This is a genomic window from Fictibacillus sp. 26RED30, from assembly GCF_015903845.1.
Taxonomy (GTDB): domain Bacteria; phylum Bacillota; class Bacilli; order Bacillales; family Fictibacillaceae; genus Fictibacillus; species Fictibacillus phosphorivorans.
On the sequence record NZ_JACZDV010000004.1, the window covers coordinates 129,472 to 147,404 of the forward strand.

Genomic DNA, 17,933 nt, shown 5'->3' on the forward strand with positions numbered 1-17,933 from the left:
TGAAAAATAGTGATAGACGTAGAATCTATCACTATTTCTCGTCCTGCTATTTTCTTATTCAAGCCCTGTAAAATCGTCGGCTTTATAATAATCAGAATCAATTAGTTCTTTCTTAACGTTGTCTTTGTTTACAACGATTACGTTCGTTTGTTTTGCTTTTACTTCCACGTTTCCATTGTCGTATGAACCTGTTGTTTCTGGCTTCTTCTCATCAAGGATCTCAACTGCCATTCCCATTGCATCCTTAACAAGTGTACGAACATCCTTAAATACAGTCATCGATTGTTTGCCATCAATCACATATTGGATAGAAGCTTTTTCTGCATCCTGTCCTGTTACGAGGTAGCTAGAAACCGCGCTGTCTGATCCAAATACATCTGCGATCGAACGAGCTGTTCCATCGTTTGGAGCTAGAATCGCAACATCACCTTTCAAGTCTGCCTTAGCAGCCGTCAAATGTGTTTGCGCTTTGTTCTTCGCTTCGTTTGCGTCCCAGTTCGTTGTTACTTGGCCGATGATCTTGCTCAGCTCATCGCGAGAAAGTTCAGCTTTATCTTTTAAAGCTTCAGCTTCACTAGAGTTAGCGATCTTGAATGTGCCGTCAGCAATCTTAGGTTGAAGTACTTTCCAAGCTCCTTCAAAGAATAAGAATGCATTGTTATCAGAAGCCGCTCCAGCATAAAGGTAAAGCGGAGTGTTAGATCCTTTAGCGTTGTCGATCAAGTATTGACCTTGTGCAGCACCCACTGCCAAGCTGTCAAACGTTACATAATAATCAACCGCATCCGTATTCGTGATCAAACGGTCATACGCAATAACCGTGATGTCATCTTTTTTTGCTGCTTCTACTGCCGCAGCTGCTGCATCACCGTCTTGTGGACAGATGATAAGAACATCGATTCCTTTGTTGATCAATGTTTCAACGTTTTCTTTTTCTTTTGCAGAAGATCCTTGGCTGAACAGAATCTCAGTCGTGTAATCCGTTCCTTTTAAAGCATCCTTAAATCTTTGCTCGTCCTGCACCCATCTAGGCTCATCTTTCGTAGGTAAGACGATACCCACGCTTACCTCACTATTGCTGTCACTGCAACCAGCTGCAACAAGCATAAGCATGACAACAGCAAGCATCAGAGATAGTAATTTACTTTTCTTCATTATCAGTTCCCCCTTTAAAAAGTACTTACAAGGTAATTATAGCTACGAAAAAAGAAGGTTTGAAAGCGCTATCATTAGCACTTTATTAATATCGTCTGTATTTTTTTAACTAAGGGGTTTTTTTACAGCCGCAAAAAAAGACAACGCCAATATACTAGCGTTGTCTTCACCATTATTATCTATTTCGCATTCTCATCAGGCTGATGAATGCCGAAAATATTGCCTTCTGTATCTATGTAGTATCCTTGCCAAGCCATTCCTGGCAGCGCGTACTTCGGCATCGCTACTTTTCCGCCTTGCTCTAAAATCTTGGCTTCTGTTTCATCATAGCTTTCAACACCCATCGTACATGCATATCCATTTAATGCTTGGTTCGGTTCAGGCGGCGGGCTCTGTCTTTGCATCAAAGCACCATTGATCCCCATTTCTTTGTCGTCCCCAGTCACTGCACCGTAATATGGCATTCCGGCAAATTCACTCCAATCTTGAAATGACCAGCCAAACACCTCACCGTAAAACTTCATTGCCCGCTCCATGTCATCCACATGAATTTCAAAATGCACTAATCTTCCCATGAGTAACCTCCTGATTTTTTTATAATAAAACCACTTAAGTCATTCCATACACATAATAGTAATTCCTTTAAACGAGAAAATACGGCAACAAAAAGGCACCTTCAACGCTAAACAACGTCTCAGGTGCCATCTATTATGCTGCTTTTTGAATATTAATTTCTTTTCCTTCTTTACGCCACTCTTTGTACTCAGCAGCCGCTGTAAAGAGAACGTCTGTTGATGAATTTAGAGCTGTTTCAAAAGAATCTTGTAAAACACCGATGATAAAGCCGACACCAACTACTTGCATCGCCACATCACCTGGGATGCCGAACAGACTACACGCTAGAGGGATCAATAATAACGATCCACCAGCAACCCCTGAAGCGCCACACGCGCACACAGCGGATAAAACACTTAGAAGAATAGCTGTTCCGAGATCAACCTGAATGTTCAGTGTATGAACCGCGGCAAGCGTTAAAACAGAAATCGTAACCGCAGCACCTGCCATATTGATCGTCGCCCCTAATGGGATGGATACAGAATAATTATCCTTGTCCAAACCAAGCTTCTCACATAACTTCATGTTAACAGGAATATTGGAAGCAGAGCTACGTGTGAAGAATGCTGTTATTCCACTTTCTTTCAAGCATTTGAAAACAAGCGGATAAGGATTTTGTCTGATTGCTGCGAAAACAATAAGTGGATTCACAATCAAGGCAACAAATAACATACAACCAATTAAAAGTCCTAACAACTTGCTATAACCCAATAATGATTCAATACCGTTTGACGTAATTGATTCAACGACTAGTCCCATGATTCCTAGAGGTGCTAACTTAATGACCCATGTTACCAATTTAGCTACAGCGTCCGAAACGTTTGAAATCATCGTTTTTGTCGTTTCCTGTGCACTTCTTAAAGCAAGTCCTAAAAGCACTGCCCATGCCAGGATACCGATATAATTCGCGTTAACCAAAGCGTTGAATGGATTATCAACAACGTTCATCAGCAGCGTTTTTAGTACTTCAGCAACACCACCCGGAGGGGTAACCCCTTCAGCTCCCTTACCAAGAGTCAGACCTACAGGGAAGATAAAACTTGCAATAACAGCTGTTAATCCAGCTAAGAATGTACCTATAAGATAAAATAAAATAATGGCTTTCATGTTCGTCTGATGGCCCGCTTTATGTTGCGCGATCGCCGACATAACCAAGAATAATACTAATACAGGTGCGATTGCTTTTAGTGCACCTACAAACAAAGTGCCAAAAATAATAACAGGTTTTGCTGCTTGCGGAATCGTTACAGCTAGGATAATACCAACAATCAATCCTATAATGATCTGTTTAACAAGACTTAACTGATTCCACTTTTTCAGTATACGTTTCATAGATGTCATCACCAATCTAGTTAGAATTGTAAAGCTGTTTATCTGAATAAACCTGTAGCATACGTCTTTTAACAGATAGGAATAAGAAAGCCCACCAAATTAAATCCACCTGAAAAAGACAATTGTCCTTCTATTAAATAGTATTATAGTGAGTATTTCGACTTAATACAATGTATTTATAAAAGTTGTAATAATTAGAATATTTTGATAAATATTAACGGGTTTGTTTTACTAGAATAAAACCTCAGGATATTATTCCTGAGGTTTTCATTTTGTATTACAGCTACCAATGGTTCGATTAATTAATACCAACCGCATCAAAGCCTGCGTTAACTGCTGTTACTTCAGTACTTCCTGAACCATAAAGATCTGTTGCAGCTTGTACGATGGCTTGACGAGCTTCACTAAAGTTAGAATTCGATGTTAAGTAGACCGATAGTGCACGGTAATAAATTTTACCTAATTTTTCTCTACCAAGCTCCTCACCAATCAGATATGCAGCATGATTCGTAATGGAAGAGTTCACATGTACACCACCATTATCTACATTCAGCGGCATGTTATAATATTCATCCATATGTGCTGGATAGACCCCACTGCCATATGCCGCCCTTTGCGGGTTGCTGACAACAACACTGTTCGGGTCGCTTAAGCTACGCAATCTCGTTACGCCATCTGCTTTTGCAGCCGGTGCCATGATGTCCTCACCCATTTCCCAATCACTATCATCAACGAGTGCACCAAAAACGTCAGCGAATGATTCATTAAGTGCTCCCGATTGGTTACGGTAAGCTAGATTTGCGGTATGCGTAATCACACCATGTGTCATTTCATGTGCCGCAACATCAAGACCTGCAGATAATGGAATGAAAAATTCTCCGTCACCATCTCCGTAGGCCATATAACGTCCATTCCAGAATGCATTATTGTAATCGACTCCAATGTGTACATAGGAATTGATCGCCATACCTTCTCCATCCAAAGAATTCCGGCCATGCTCATTCAAATAATACTCATAGACCTTTTCAGAATTATAGTGTGCATCAACAGCAGCTCGGTCATAGTCACTCGTAAAGGAAGCTGAATTCCCCGTATAAATCTTATCATTACTAGAATCCCAATCACTCGTAGCATCATACGTAAAGATTCCTTCAAGATTTTCATGAGAATAATCTGCTAAAGCAAACCTTGTACCAGATTTCGGCTCTTTCACTCGTGTAATATGTAATTTTCTATGTTCACCATGAACGCCAAGGCCAGAGCCTGTTTGCGTTTTATGTTCATCAGCATGCATGAGCCCATTATACTGATCGATGACTTCTCCTGTCTTAGCATCTACAAATACAAACCAGTTTCCAGGTTCTTCACCCATAAAGTTAACGTTTATTTTATAAGCGGTGTGATTCTTATTTTCAAATGGATAGATAACGAGCTCAGATGTTGGTTCATACGTTAGCTCTTGAGGAGCTTTAACCGATGATAAAGCAGCTTGTAGCGCAGCTTGTTTACTGATGGCAGCTTGTGTATCTACGAGTTGATCGACAATCGTTTGATTCGTTCTTCCATTCACAGAAACGATCTCATGATTTTTATTAAAATGGGCGACGACTTCAGAACCTTCTACAGGAATCCCATTGACTGCTTGTGAAAACCGTACGTGAGTCATTCCAAGTTCATCTTTATTTACACTTTTTACTTTTAAATTTTTTTCCGGACTTTTAATACCTGTTTTATCTTGATTTTTCTTTAAATAATTTAGTGCGTTAGAAGAACTGCTTGAGGAAAACTTCTCTGCATTTCTTTCCTTCACAAAGAAAGGTACACTCGCTTTCTCATTCCATTCTTTAGCCACTTGAACACGGTTGACTTCACTTGAATGAACAGGTTGTGCAAGTACATTAACCGGAATGGAACTTAATAGAAATGCAGATGACAAAATGACGGAACCTATAAGCTTTTTCTTCACGAAACGATACCTCCTATTAATTGGTTATTATCATTATATAGGAGAGGAAAAAATTCCGAATGAACAATAAGAATTATCTTAATTTTACAAAAATATAAATATTAACTATGGGCATGAGCGTCGTATAGGTGAAATCTACTAATTAAGACTAACGTGTTCAAAAATTCAAAGGAGAATCTCTCACTAGTTTTCAGCCCCATAAAAAAAGAAAAAAGCATAGGTATCACCTGCTTTCTTCTTCATAAAAAAATCTCTACTTTAAATTTAATTCCTATCAGATTCATTTTCCGAATGATATGACCTATGAACTAACTTTACTTAAAAGTTTCCAATGTCCTTCAGAAATCACTTCAGTCTCACCATTAATTACTTTGATTGCGGTATCATCATCAATAGCATATGCTGGTCCATTAATCTCAGCAGCCCATTGTTCTGCAGCTGCCATAGTGTTTTCCGGCAGCATCTCGTGATCAACATGTGGAAAGATTGAAAAATCGACGAATCCAAGTGCTTGATCTTCACCGCTCGGTGGAGTCCAGCCAACGAAATCTTTCCCAATCTTAGGTGTCATCACCATACTACCTGCACTCATTCCCACATATACTGCACGAAGCGATGGTAATATCTCTGCTAGCCCCGACTGCTGCATCCAATGATACAGGTAAAGAGCGTCTCCGCCCGAAACTAAAAAGACGTCGGTCTCCTTTACAAGGGGTACCCAGCGTTCTTTATCTATGCTTGGCAGCGCAGTAAGCTCGAGCACACCAACTGACTTCCAACCTAGGTTAACCATAGGATTTTCCTCTTTCCCGGTGATGAACTCCCAAGCTTTCACGCCTGGTCCCACCCAGGGATGTCCGTACATGGCAGTAGGTATACAAAGGGCGTTGCAATCAGCAATTGGCTTGTCCAACATATCAACGAGCGCCTCATGTATGCTTTTGTTAATCACGCCTCCAGATGTGAGCAGTAATTTCATAACGTAACTCCTCCTTGCTTTTCCATGAATGTATCTATAATTCTACAGAAGCTGTCACCTTCCTCTTATACACCTTGTGGAGTTACTTTTAGACTCAGTTATTACTTCATATAATTCTCAATTAATTCAAAGCATCTCTTCTCTGTAAGATTGTTTATTGTTCTTACATATTCGTATTGCTCCAATGTACCGCCTTCATATTTAAGAGATTCCTTTTTAGCTATATTTTCCCTATTGATTAACCATTCACGTTGTTCTTTTCTTAATTGGTTCATCTCTTCTTTATTGAGTTGCTTCTCTAGTACTCCATAAATTTCGTTTAACAAGTCATCTAATAGTTCGTATGCATCGCCTTCCACTTTCTTTAAAGCGAATGTTGTATCATCTACTGGATTCTTTCTCATCTCTGCTACTTTATTCTTCGTCTCTTCCCATTTTTGAAGATATTTTTCTTTTGTACTTTCCTTAATTTCAGAAGCATCTTTCTGAGACATATCTACCTTTTCATTAGTATGATCACTTCCTGAAGCTTTTTCAATATGATCTTTATTTGAAATATCTGCACCTGATTTTTGAGTTGATTTTTCATTTTTTGATTCGTTATCCGTTGATCCATTTGAAGGATCGATTGAATTTCCACAAGCGGATACTATAACGAGCAGAACGGTTACAACAATGATTAACAACTTCCGATTGTTTTTCATGAACGTACCTCCCTTTTGTATTTGATCTAGCAGTTGTTAGCTTCACCTTAACATAAATTACCTCTTGATGAATTTAATGGGTTCAAATCAAAAAAACAGCATGTACCCATAAGGTATCATACTGTTTTTCAATCTATTTCTTTATTCTTTTAGAAGTTATTAATGATTGATTTGATCTAGCAACGCTCTCACTTCATCCGTTGATTTTGTGTTCATCAACTGATTGCGTAATTCTGCCGCTCCTGGGAATCCTTTTACATAGATTTTGAAAAAACGGTGAAGTCCTGTGATAGAACGCGGCACTTCTTCCGCGTATTGATCTTGGAGATCAAGCTGCAGTCTTAACAGATCAAGATATTCTTTGCTGCTGTGCTCTCTTGGCTCTTTTTCAAAAGCAAAAGGATTTTTAAAGATTCCTCGTCCGATCATAACACCATCAATTCCGTATTTTTCAGCAAGCTCTAGCCCTACTTGACGGTCCGGAATGTCTCCGTTAATCGTTAGTAACGTATCTGGTGCAATTCGGTCACGCAGCTTTTTAATCTCAGGAATAAGCTCCCAATGAGCATCTACAAGACTCATTTCCTCTCTTGTTCGTAAATGGATAGAAAGGTTTGCAATATCCTGCTCTAAAATATGCGTAAGCCACGCTTCCCACTCATCAATTTCTTTAAACCCAAGTCGTGTTTTCACACTAACAGGCAGTCCGCCAGCTTTAGCCGCCTGAATTAATTCAGCCGCTACATCTGGACGTAGAATAAGGCCACTTCCTTTTCCTCTTTGTGCGACATTCGGTACAGGGCAGCCCATGTTAATGTCGATTCCTTTAAAGCCCATCTCTTTCATGCCAATACTCATTTTACGGAAATATTCAGGGTTATCTCCCCATATATGTGCCACCATCGGCTGTTCATCTTCTGTAAACGTCAAACGGCCGCGAACACTTTTTAATCCCTCTGGATGACAATAGCTATCTGAGTTTGTAAACTCCGTAAAAAACACATCCGGTCGCCCAGCCTTACTTACAACATGACGAAAAACAACATCTGTCACGTCCTCCATTGGAGCAAGTACAAAAAACGGACGCGGCAGATCACGCCAAAAATTATCTATCATTGATGCTCAAATCCTCTCACTATAATGCAACTTCAAAATCCCGGTAAAATAAATATTCTTTTACTCTTATATCATGATTGTTCACTCAATATCAATCACTGCACATTTATAATTTATGGAAATTTACAAATGTACAAAAAAGCCTCTCGATGATTATGATATCAATACCTTCTTTTTCGTCCCTGCCCTTCTCACCTGCAGGTCTGCACCTTTATTAACTTTTAAAGTTATTTAAATATTTCATGTTTAATTGATTCAATCCTTTTTTAAATAGCCCATTCTCTTCAGTTCCTCGTATACGATCCAAGAGAACTTTTTTCTGCCCTCACTGTTTAAATGATCGGGGTCGATAAAATATTCTTGCTTGTTTACGAATCTTGGATCACTCATATAATTTAACAATGGAACATCTAGATTTAGAGCTTCTAAATGCTGAAAAACAAGTCTATTCATAACTTCTTTATTGAAATATTTTTGATAAGACTGATGAACGGGCTCCATGGTCAACACGACTTGGTAGCCTTTATCGCTGCAATAATCTACAATTTCTTCTAACTGCTTTACATTTGGTTCAATGTTATTGTTTTCTATTGCTTCCTGGTACTGTTCTTCTATTTTCTCATATTTTCTTTCTGAATAATCTTTACCGTTATTTGACCAAGGTTGATGAGAATTCCATCTTAAGTCTTTTAGTTTACCCGTAATTGCAGAGCTAAGACTCCCAGTATTTGTCCCAGGTAAATTCAAGTAAGTGTAATAATCAATAATATTATACGGTTCAATATCACTACGATCTAAAACTCTATAATAGTTCCCAATGTTCTTAGCCTCAGAATTGGCGAAAGTCATCTGAGAGATGGAAACGAGAACGACACCACCAGGTTTAAGATGCTCACCATACTCTTTCAACAATTTAGAGTCGTATTGAATGGTCTGAGAAGGAAGCGCTAAGTCCAGATGGGACAAACCAGTGGGCTTAAAATAATAACCATACATCGAATGAGATGCACCTAGATTGATGAGATCAACAGGATGTGGTTGTTTCTTAAATGCCAGTATGTCATGATCAATATTGTAATCATATGAATCCTTAACGAATTGATTGATCGGCATAAAAAGTAGGATAACAACACCGATGATAATTGTTAACTTGATGAATAAACGTAACATAGCAAATCCTTTCAACACCGTGTATCTTTTATCAAATCTTCACCTAAACTACACATGGAAGTTGTTGTATCAAAATCCACCATAAACAAATCCATTCTCTGTAACACCTAATATAAGAACTGAAAAAATAAGAAAAATATAAAATGCCAATCTAGTAAATGTGGAGCGCTTTGATAGGAATTCCCATGCTGAACCATTGTTTCTTTCTATATATTGAAACAGTTGTAGAATAATAAAGAAAAAAATAAAAAGTAACAGATCAAATAACGGAAAAATTTCAAAAGCTTTAACCATTCCCACCGGGCTCCAAGAGCTGATGCTCAAGAAAAGTTTTGCGTGATCAAATGCTTGTGCTACGGTATCCGATCGAAAAAAAACTCTAGAAAAGCAGACTAGAAGAAAGGTTATTGCAATCTTCAACCACCTATGAAGCACTGGAGTTCTATCCAATCGAATAAACGAAGCCATACTTTCACGATAAGATTTCGTTGCATCTCCAAACACGCGATAAAACCCATGAATGAGACCCCATAATACAAAAGTCCAAGCTGCTCCGTGCCAGATGCCGCTTACTAAAAAAGTAATCACAATGGCAAAATAGATTTCACTTCTCTTTTTTTTCCTCTTACCTAACGGGAAGAAAATATAGTCCCTAAGCCATGTGGAGAGCGTTATATGCCATCTACTCCAAAAATCTGAAATCGAAACAGCAAAGTGCGGCTGCTTAAAGTTTTCAGTTAAATTGATTCCCAACATTCTTGCGCTACCAATGGCAATGTCACTGCATGCTGAAAAATCAGCGTATAACTGTATCGAGAATAAGATAGTAGCTAGTACGATTTCAGAACCAGACGGGTTGGGACTATCGTAAACACTAGCAACGATTGGAGCTAGTCGATCTGCAATCAATGTCTTTTTAAAAAAACCCCATGCGATTCTCTTCATTCCATATACTAAATTTTCATAGTCTAAACGCTGTTCGACTTTCAATTGTGGAATTAATTTTTTGGCACGTTCAATTGGCCCTGCAACCAGTTGTGGAAAAAATGCAAAATAGACCGAAAAATAACCATAATGTCTTTCAGCTTTTTGCTTTCCATAGAAAATATCCACAAGATAACTTACAGCCTGAAATGTATAAAATGAAATGGCTAATGGCAGAACAATCTCTTGGTAGGGTATCGCATAATTCCAACCCATGGATGTCGCCAACGACCGAAGCGATTCATTCACAAAATTAAAATATTTAAACCAACCAAGAAAAAACAACAATACAGAAATACCAACGATCATGGCTTTTTTCTTCTGTTTTTTGGTCTCCTGTTTTTCAATAAAAATTCCAGTGAAATAAGTAAAAGCTGTGCTAATTAAGAGTAATAGTATAAATTGAATACTTAAACTAGCGTAAAACACATAACTTGCAACCAATAAAAGAACCCATCTCAATCGATGGGGGATTATATAATTCAACAAAACGGTTATTGCGAGAAATAGAAGAAACTCAATTGATATAAAAGTCATTCAATCACCTGATAAAAAATTACCTTATATTTTTTTCTGATAAAACGAACTAGAAATTATGCATAAATGGCATTGCAACACGTTGAACAGATGGTGGTCGGTCATAGAGATCACCAACTATAAATTAGCCAAGTTTAGGGAGGTTTGAATAGAGGATTTTTCCAAAGTGATTCCGTGGGATTTCCTCAATTCTCATAATCTTAAAGCCCTTCAAGTTTAATTTTTCCTTGACTATTTTTTTTATCTGAACATAATCATCTCTTAATGTGTAGATATACATTTGGTCATCACTTCCAGCACAGATACAATCGTGGCCATGCTCATGTAAAAACAATTCTACATCATCAAGACTGATGCGGTTTCCATACACTTTTATCATTCTTTTAATGCGTCCTGATATGAAGAAATACCCATCCTCATCAAAGTAAGCCATATCTCCTGTACGCAAAACACCTTTATTCTCATCTTTTTTAGAAAGATCGAATAACGACTCAGCATACCCTAAGGAAACATTAGGCCCTTTGTATATCAATTCACCTGTCAAATGAGGTGCTGTAATTTTGTTTCCCTTGTCATCTTGAATGAATAGCTCTCCACCTGGAATAGCAATACCGATACTCCCTGCTTTTTCAAGATTTTTCTCATAGGGTAGATAGGTCATCCGGGCTGTCGCCTCTGTTTGACCGTACATGGTAAAAAACTGAATCCCTTTCTGATTACACACATTAGCAAATTTGCGAGAAAGCGTTTCGTTCAATTTGCCACCAGCTTGAGTTAGTTTTTTTAAACTTGGCAGACTAAGCTCTTCAAACTTCATCCTGTCAAGCATCTCATACACAAAAGGAACTCCACCAAAAGTTGTGACTTGCTGCTCCTTACATAAATTCCAAAAATCCTTACTCATTATAGAAGCCCCCGTTACAACGACTGTGGCTCCACATACGAAATGGCTGTTAATAATAGAAAGCCCGTAGGAGTAATTCATTGGTAGTGTAGTGATCGGTTTTTCGTTTTCATGGATATCAAGGTACTTTGCTATTGATACAGCGTTTTCAAAAATATTTTCATAGCTTAAACGAACAAATTTGGGGCTCCCCGTACTTCCAGAGGTTGTTAAGAGTAGAGCAAGATGTTCATGAAGATTATGTTGAAAATGGGTAGGACATTTATATAATGTGTAATCTCCATATACAAATGAAGAATCCATTGTCTTTGAGAGATCTTGATTATTACTACTTGCCCAGATGTATGCAGGCTTATAAAGATGAACCAGTCTTCGTAACCGATCTATATGGATGGATGCATCCAAAAGCACGGGGACAATGCCACCTCTAATAAAGCCCACGTAACCAAATAAAGACTCTTTATTATTTGAGCACAAACAAAAAACGAGCGTTCTTTCACCCACATTACCGCAGATGGCATCCGATAATTCTACCATTTCTGAGTATGAATATTCTCGGTCTGCATATACAGCTGTGCGGTTCCCAAACTGCTCCATTTTTTTGAAGTTATTCATTAATAATGTTCACTCCCGAACGTTCCAATAGCTCAATTCCAGACTGATAAGAATTGAATTCCGTCATCCATTCTGAATCTAATGAGACATCAAATGCATCCTCAATCTCACAAATGAGCGCCATATGTGCGATTGAATCCCATTCTGCTGATTCTGCTAATACTAAATTCTCAACTACTTCATCTTCCTCTAGTTCCAACACATTAATAAAGGCATTTCTATATTTTTCGATGTTCCTCATCATTTACACCCTTTCATTTGAAGACCAAACAAGTTCTATATACCTAATCAATCTCCAGACACTTCGGAGAATAAGATTTTTCTGTCAAAGTTACTACAAACTACGACAAACTACGGGATCGTAAGTAATTATTAATAAGAACTATACAACATGTACAAACTATTATTGCGTTTCTTATTGATAATAATTATCATTCCCAAGCATGATTCTAGCATATCGACTTTTGAAAAACAATAACACTTGCAAACTGTTAAAATTAGGAATGCAATATCTACTTCAGCCCTAACTGTGACACACATTTCGTGAGCAGTCTGCAAAGTCATCTTCACAGTCAAAATAAAAAAAGAAGTGAGCCCTCTTGAAGGCTCACTTCCTGTAATTATCAATACTCATTTTCATTCATTTACAATCTTGTCACATCTTGCCCACACTGCTGATACGTTCCCTTCAAAACAATGCCAAAGTCATTGTCTTTATCTCTACGGCATCCTTACAATTCGAACAGTAAGTATAAAAGGAATAGATAGCCATTTTTATTTTATAATTAGTTAAGCTCAAGCAACGCAACAGCTTCAACATGCGTCGTCTGAGGAAACATATCGACCGGCTGGACTTTCTGCGTTTTAAATCCACCATCTTCAAGTACGCGTAAATCACGTGCTAGTGTGGCTGGGTTACAGCTCACATAGACTACGCGCTTAGGCTTCATTTCGATGATAGTTTTTAATAACTCCTCGTCACAGCCTTTTCGTGGTGGATCCACGACGATCACATCTGGCGTGATGCCTTGTTTTTTCCACTCGGGAATCACATCTTCTGATTTACCAACAGCAAACTCAGCGTTATGAATGTTATTTAACTCCGCATTGCGGCGCGCGTCTTCAATCGCTTCTGGTACGATTTCTACACCGTACACTTTTTTTGCTTTTTGTGCGAGGAACAGGGAGATTGTCCCGATTCCGCAATACGCATCGATGACCGTTTCATCACCATTCAGTTCCGCATATTGTAACGCTTGATCATAAAGCACTTTCGTCTGGTCTGGATTGATCTGATAAAACGAACGCGCTGAGATGGCAAACTTGATGTCGCCAATAAAATCATAAATATATTCAGCACCCCAAAGCACGCGTGTTTCTTCACCAAAAATCACGTTCGTACGTTTTGAGTTCACATTTTGAACGATTGATTTAATCTCAGGTAGTGCTTTTCGGATATCTTCTACTATCTTCTTACGCTGCGGCAGGTCTTGACCGTTCGTTACGAGTACAATCATTAAATCACCTGTCGTTTTCCCGTATCGCGCAATGATATGACGAAGAATACCTTTATGTTTTTCTTCATTATAAGCACTGATATTGTACTGATTCACGATTTCTTTCACAGCTTGTACCGCGTCGTCGTTCGTATCCCCCGTGATGATACAGCTGTCCATCTCTACAATTTCATGGCTGCGCTTCTGGTAAAAACCTGTGATGATGCGGCCGTTGCGTTCACCAACTGGCACTTGCGCTTTATTACGATAACGCCAAGGTTCTTCTCCCATGCCAAGTGTTGAGAGAACTGGAACGTCTTCTAACTTTCCGATTCTCGCTAGAACGTCTTCTACTAACTTGCGTTTGTATTCCAACTGTCCTTCATAGGATAGATGCTGAAGCTGACACCCTCCACACCATTTATAGATCGGACAAGGTGGTTCAACACGTTCAGGGCTCTCTTCGATCAGCTCTTCTAAACGACCAAAACCGAATCCTTTTTTCACACCTACAACCTTGATCTTCGCACGCTCGCCAGGCAATGTATTCGGCACAAACAAAGTAAACCCATTTACACGAGCAACTCCTGCCCCCTCATGGGTTAAATCCACTATATCTACTTCATAACTTTCATTTTTATGAACAGGCAAATCAGCCTTTGTCATTGTCATCGTCCCTTTTTGTCTCTTATGCTTTTCTGATTGTAGCATAACTGTTAGTGGACACCAAATGCTTACATAAAAAAACGGACCACCTATATGTGGCCCAGACGTAAGAATTTTTTAAGAAGAAGGGTAACTCGATAAATAAGAAAAAGAACGGCTTACCTTCTGAGCAAAATTTAAAGGCGGTTCGACGGATTGAACATGCATGTACATAATCTGCGGATTAACGTATAGCCAGTGATTATGAAGCGCACTTACAATGAGCCCCTGGTGAACAAACGGCATACATAAAACGTGGTATTTCTTCCTGTAGAACAGCAATTTCTAATAGGTTCAAAGCATTTCCACTTTGATCCAAAGACTCAAACGATACCCCTACTGGAAGTACCGCTTTACTTGGTTTTCCTTGCACAGTAGCTGAAAACGTTCGGTGCAGGGAGACCGAACAAACACCTTGGTGATTTTGTGAACGACCATTTAATATTTTGGCAAACTGCTCGCACAGATTCTGGTTGCTATCCATCTTCTAAAAACTCCTTTGGAAGCAAGGGAATATGAAATAGAGCGTTATGCCCCCTGAAATCTATTTTACTTTTCAACTTACAAAGCTATGACAGGTCTTTTTATGATTAAATAGATGTCTTTTATGGACAGCTGTATCATTAAATTAGCATTCGTATTCCATTTTGATAAACTCAAATTCACTACCGTTTGTAGCTTGCATAAAAGTCTTAATTTCTTTAAAACCCATTTTTCCATAAACGTTTATCGCTCTTTGATTAAATGTCGCTACAGATAATGTTATTTTTTTTGGTTTGTATTCACTTTTCACAAACTCTATTCCTGATTTCAGAAATTTGAAGCCTATACCTTTACCGGTTAAGTCTGGTCTCATTCCTAAACCAATATCATATATCCGTTCATCTGCTTTATTCACGCTAAAAAAACCAATTAGTTCATTATTATTAAGGACTGAATACACAGATTCCCCTCTCTTTTCTTGGTTAATAAATTCTGCTAAATCATCTCTATCTGACTCCATATTATAGAATGAATACTCTCCATCATAGTGCCATTGAAACGCAATCTCCTCAGCTTGTTCTTGAGTCATAACCTGAAATAGGTAAGTCATAAACATCTCCCGTTACTCATTTATTAATAAAAAAGAACACTCAGCAGATTTTGCTTCAGTGTTCTTTGACATGGTTGGTTTAAGGTTTAAGTCGCTCTTTTGGTACGAGTAGTTCAAAGTGATGGTGTAAATTTTCAAACTCACCAGGCAGGATGCCTCCTAGCTCTCCATCTAGGTTGATCTGCATCTTTTCGCGAGGCGTTACTTTAACACGCTTTGCCTTCTTATAAATGACATGATCATCATGAATGTGTTCCCCACGGATCGCAAGAGATGCAATACGTACAAATTCTGCAAGATTCGTTTTCTTTAAGATGATTACATCAAAAAGACCGTCATGGAATTCTGATGATGGAGCAAGCTTCTCAAAGCCTCCAACTGAATTTGTGTTAGCTACTAAGAAGAGCATGATCTCGCCTTCGTATTTTTCTTTATCATCGAATTCGATTTCTACAAATGTAGGACGAATCGACGGCAACATCTCTATTCCTTTTAGGAAATACGCCAGTTGTCCGATCATCGTCTTCAGCTTGCTTGGCACTTCATACGTTAGCTCTGTTATACGACCGCCACCTGCGATGTTGATGAAGAACCTGTCGTTTACTTTACCAATATCAACAGGCATATGTACACCACCGCATAGAACGTCACAAGCTCCTTCAATCGTGCGCGGCACACCTACTGCACGTGCAAAGTCATTCGTAGTTCCCGCAGGAATGATTCCTAGCATTGGGCGATCTTCTAGTCCTGCTAATCCATTGACCACTTCATAGATCGTTCCGTCTCCACCAGCTGCGATAACCAGGTCGAAGCCTCTTTCCCCTGCTGCACGTGCAGCGCGAGTCGCGCAACCTTCTTCGGGTGTTGTTGCATGACATGACGTTTCATATCCTGCATTTTCAAGTCTGTCTAGAATATAAGGAAGCTGTTTTTTTACCGTTTCTCTTCCCGAACTTGGATTATATATTAGTCGAGCTCGTTTCATATCTTTCACCTTCATTGTTTGACTTCTTTTAAAAGTTTTAACCTAAATTTGTTTGTTGTATAACTGCAAAAAACAGCCCACTGCCGGACTGCTTCTGTCGATTCCTCTTATATTATAGTGATACCTGTCTTAAATTGCAAAGCAGTTATCTCCCAGTATGTGTTAAAATTGTGTCTAAATTGTAGGGGGTCTGTCCCGGGGTCAGACCCCGGGACAGACCCCTTAAAGGATTTCTTACATTTTTTGTAGAATTATACAATTAAAGCAGCTTACGGCCTGGACAAGCTTCATCTCTTTCTTGATTCGCATATATAAGGAATAACAACATACGGTAACGAGTAACAACACAATTTAAGGAGGTGCTTCTATGTTTTGGCTATACATTTTAGGACCTATCGCCGCGGTGACTTTACTAGCCGCAATCGTCAACTGGAGAACAAGGCTAAAGTACAGAAGGTATAACTACAAATACGAGCTTGAAGAGCATGTTAGTGATCAAAACAAGATCAATAATGCAGCAGCCTGGAACGCATCCCAACATAATCACCACTCGGGTGGTAGCGGTGGTGGAGGATTTTAAAAGACAGGATCTCATTTCCTGTCTTTTTTATATTATCTAGGAGGTTAAGATGACACATACAATCGGCATTTCTGGCAGTACCATCATGTCTGATGAAACAAAATTCAACGATCTGTTTCGAGTTCATGAGCAGATCACACATATTGAGATTGGAGAATTCGAAAATGAAGATGCCTTTCAGAGGTTTCTATCACTTCTAAAGAATAGCAACAAAACCTTTGGCATCCACTCTCCCATCTATAGAAATGGAAGTAAATATGATTTATTAGAGAAGTTTCAATATACACCTGAACAAGCATGGACCTTGTTCGAAAAGGAAATTCAGCGTCTCGTTGAATTAGGCGCCCAGTATATCCTTGTTCATTTCCCTTATTTTCAAGGATGCGCCCGTAATCCCGATACGTTAATTGAGCAGGGTCTGAAACGATTATCTGAACTACAGCAAACATACAACTTGCCGATCGTCTGCGAACCAAAGCTTGGATTGGATAAATCGCCAAAAGGAATACAGTACCTAAATGATTTTCCTATCACAGTATGGAAAAAATACGGACTGAAGCTGTGCATCGATATTGGTGATTACCTATTAGCGGCAGATGAAAAGGCTCTAGACATGATTCAGAAGTGGAAAGATCACATTAAAGTTGTCCATCTACACAACATTGAATATATGGATGACAAATACATATGGGTTCCGATCCATCCATCACATGAAGATGACGGACGACATTATTCCCTTAAGGAAATTCTCCACGTTTTATCAAGTTACCCCGATCTTATTTGGATACTTGAACATACACCGCACTCAAATCCTTCTGAAACATTTATTCAAGAAGGAATCGACTGGTTGGCAAAAGAGGTTTTACTGAAAAAATACTGATGATTTCCATTCAGTATTTTTTTGTTGGAAATTTAATACATAACGCTATTCAAAAGACATGTCAATTCGTTTACAATTATTACATACAGATTATTCTGTCAACTACAGCTACAAAAA

At 38.7% G+C, this 17,933-nt stretch carries 16 protein-coding genes and 1 pseudogene; 2 read left to right on the top strand and 15 right to left on the bottom strand.

The window, feature by feature from the left end:
• Positions 1–54: 54 nt before the first annotated feature.
• The 15 genes and pseudogenes from IHV11_RS18710 to IHV11_RS18780 form a co-directional block, all read right to left on the bottom strand.
• A complete protein-coding gene (locus IHV11_RS18710; RefSeq protein ID WP_197195872.1) occupies positions 55–1,155 on the bottom strand; it encodes a sugar ABC transporter substrate-binding protein in 1,101 nt (366 codons plus the stop codon).
• 179 nt (positions 1,156–1,334) lie between these two features.
• Entirely contained in the window at positions 1,335–1,730 is a 396-nt protein-coding gene (locus tag IHV11_RS18715; protein WP_197132305.1) for a VOC family protein, read from the bottom strand.
• 133 nt (positions 1,731–1,863) lie between these two features.
• Positions 1,864–3,102, bottom strand: a complete 1,239-nt coding sequence (sstT, locus tag IHV11_RS18720; protein ID WP_197195873.1) for a serine/threonine transporter SstT — start codon at positions 3,100–3,102, stop codon at positions 1,864–1,866.
• A gap of 298 nt (positions 3,103–3,400) precedes the next feature.
• Entirely contained in the window at positions 3,401–5,068 is a 1,668-nt protein-coding gene (locus IHV11_RS18725) for a M4 family metallopeptidase (protein WP_197195874.1), read from the bottom strand.
• 301 nt (positions 5,069–5,369) lie between these two features.
• Positions 5,370–6,047 (bottom strand): Type 1 glutamine amidotransferase-like domain-containing protein, encoded by a 678-nt coding sequence (locus IHV11_RS18730; protein WP_197195875.1) that lies wholly within the window; start codon positions 6,045–6,047, stop codon positions 5,370–5,372.
• 101 nt (positions 6,048–6,148) lie between these two features.
• The gene (locus IHV11_RS18735; RefSeq protein ID WP_197195876.1) at positions 6,149–6,751 is read right to left on the bottom strand and encodes a lysozyme inhibitor LprI family protein; all 603 of its coding nucleotides are present in this window, start codon (positions 6,749–6,751) and stop codon (positions 6,149–6,151) included.
• 159 nt (positions 6,752–6,910) lie between these two features.
• Positions 6,911–7,867, bottom strand: a complete 957-nt coding sequence (locus IHV11_RS18740; RefSeq protein ID WP_197195877.1) for a tRNA dihydrouridine synthase — start codon at positions 7,865–7,867, stop codon at positions 6,911–6,913.
• A 255-nt stretch (positions 7,868–8,122) separates the two neighbouring features.
• Positions 8,123–9,037: a hypothetical protein gene (locus IHV11_RS18745; RefSeq protein WP_197195878.1), complete on the bottom strand. Its 915-nt coding sequence runs from the start codon at positions 9,035–9,037 to the stop codon at positions 8,123–8,125.
• Between the two features lie 69 nt (positions 9,038–9,106).
• Positions 9,107–10,558, bottom strand: a complete 1,452-nt coding sequence (locus IHV11_RS18750; protein ID WP_197195879.1) for an MBOAT family O-acyltransferase — start codon at positions 10,556–10,558, stop codon at positions 9,107–9,109.
• 124 nt (positions 10,559–10,682) lie between these two features.
• Positions 10,683–12,077, bottom strand: coding sequence for an AMP-binding protein (locus IHV11_RS18755; protein WP_197195880.1), 1,395 nt, complete (start codon positions 12,075–12,077; stop codon positions 10,683–10,685).
• Positions 12,070–12,318 (bottom strand): phosphopantetheine-binding protein, encoded by a 249-nt coding sequence (locus IHV11_RS18760; protein ID WP_137791400.1) that lies wholly within the window; start codon positions 12,316–12,318, stop codon positions 12,070–12,072. Before IHV11_RS18760 ends, IHV11_RS18755 begins: the two co-directional genes overlap by 8 nt.
• 544 nt (positions 12,319–12,862) lie before the next feature.
• Positions 12,863–14,239, bottom strand: a complete 1,377-nt coding sequence (rlmD, locus tag IHV11_RS18765; protein WP_197195881.1) for a 23S rRNA (uracil(1939)-C(5))-methyltransferase RlmD — start codon at positions 14,237–14,239, stop codon at positions 12,863–12,865.
• A 117-nt stretch (positions 14,240–14,356) separates the two neighbouring features.
• Positions 14,357–14,762: pseudogene (locus IHV11_RS18770) on the bottom strand (DUF1259 domain-containing protein).
• A 144-nt stretch (positions 14,763–14,906) separates the two neighbouring features.
• Positions 14,907–15,371, bottom strand: coding sequence for a GNAT family N-acetyltransferase (locus IHV11_RS18775; RefSeq protein WP_197195882.1), 465 nt, complete (start codon positions 15,369–15,371; stop codon positions 14,907–14,909).
• Positions 15,372–15,450: 79 nt separating this feature from the next.
• A complete protein-coding gene (locus tag IHV11_RS18780) occupies positions 15,451–16,356 on the bottom strand; it encodes a diacylglycerol kinase (RefSeq protein WP_144704382.1) in 906 nt (301 codons plus the stop codon).
• Positions 16,357–16,723: 367 nt separating this feature from the next.
• On the opposite strand from IHV11_RS18780, the gene IHV11_RS18785 reads away from it, so the two are divergent.
• Together IHV11_RS18785 and IHV11_RS18790 are read left to right on the top strand one after the other, a co-directional pair.
• Positions 16,724–16,936, top strand: coding sequence for a hypothetical protein (locus IHV11_RS18785; RefSeq protein WP_197132279.1), 213 nt, complete (start codon positions 16,724–16,726; stop codon positions 16,934–16,936).
• A gap of 49 nt (positions 16,937–16,985) precedes the next feature.
• Positions 16,986–17,816 (top strand): TIM barrel protein, encoded by an 831-nt coding sequence (locus IHV11_RS18790; protein WP_197195883.1) that lies wholly within the window; start codon positions 16,986–16,988, stop codon positions 17,814–17,816.
• The last annotated feature ends 117 nt before the right edge of the window (positions 17,817–17,933 follow it).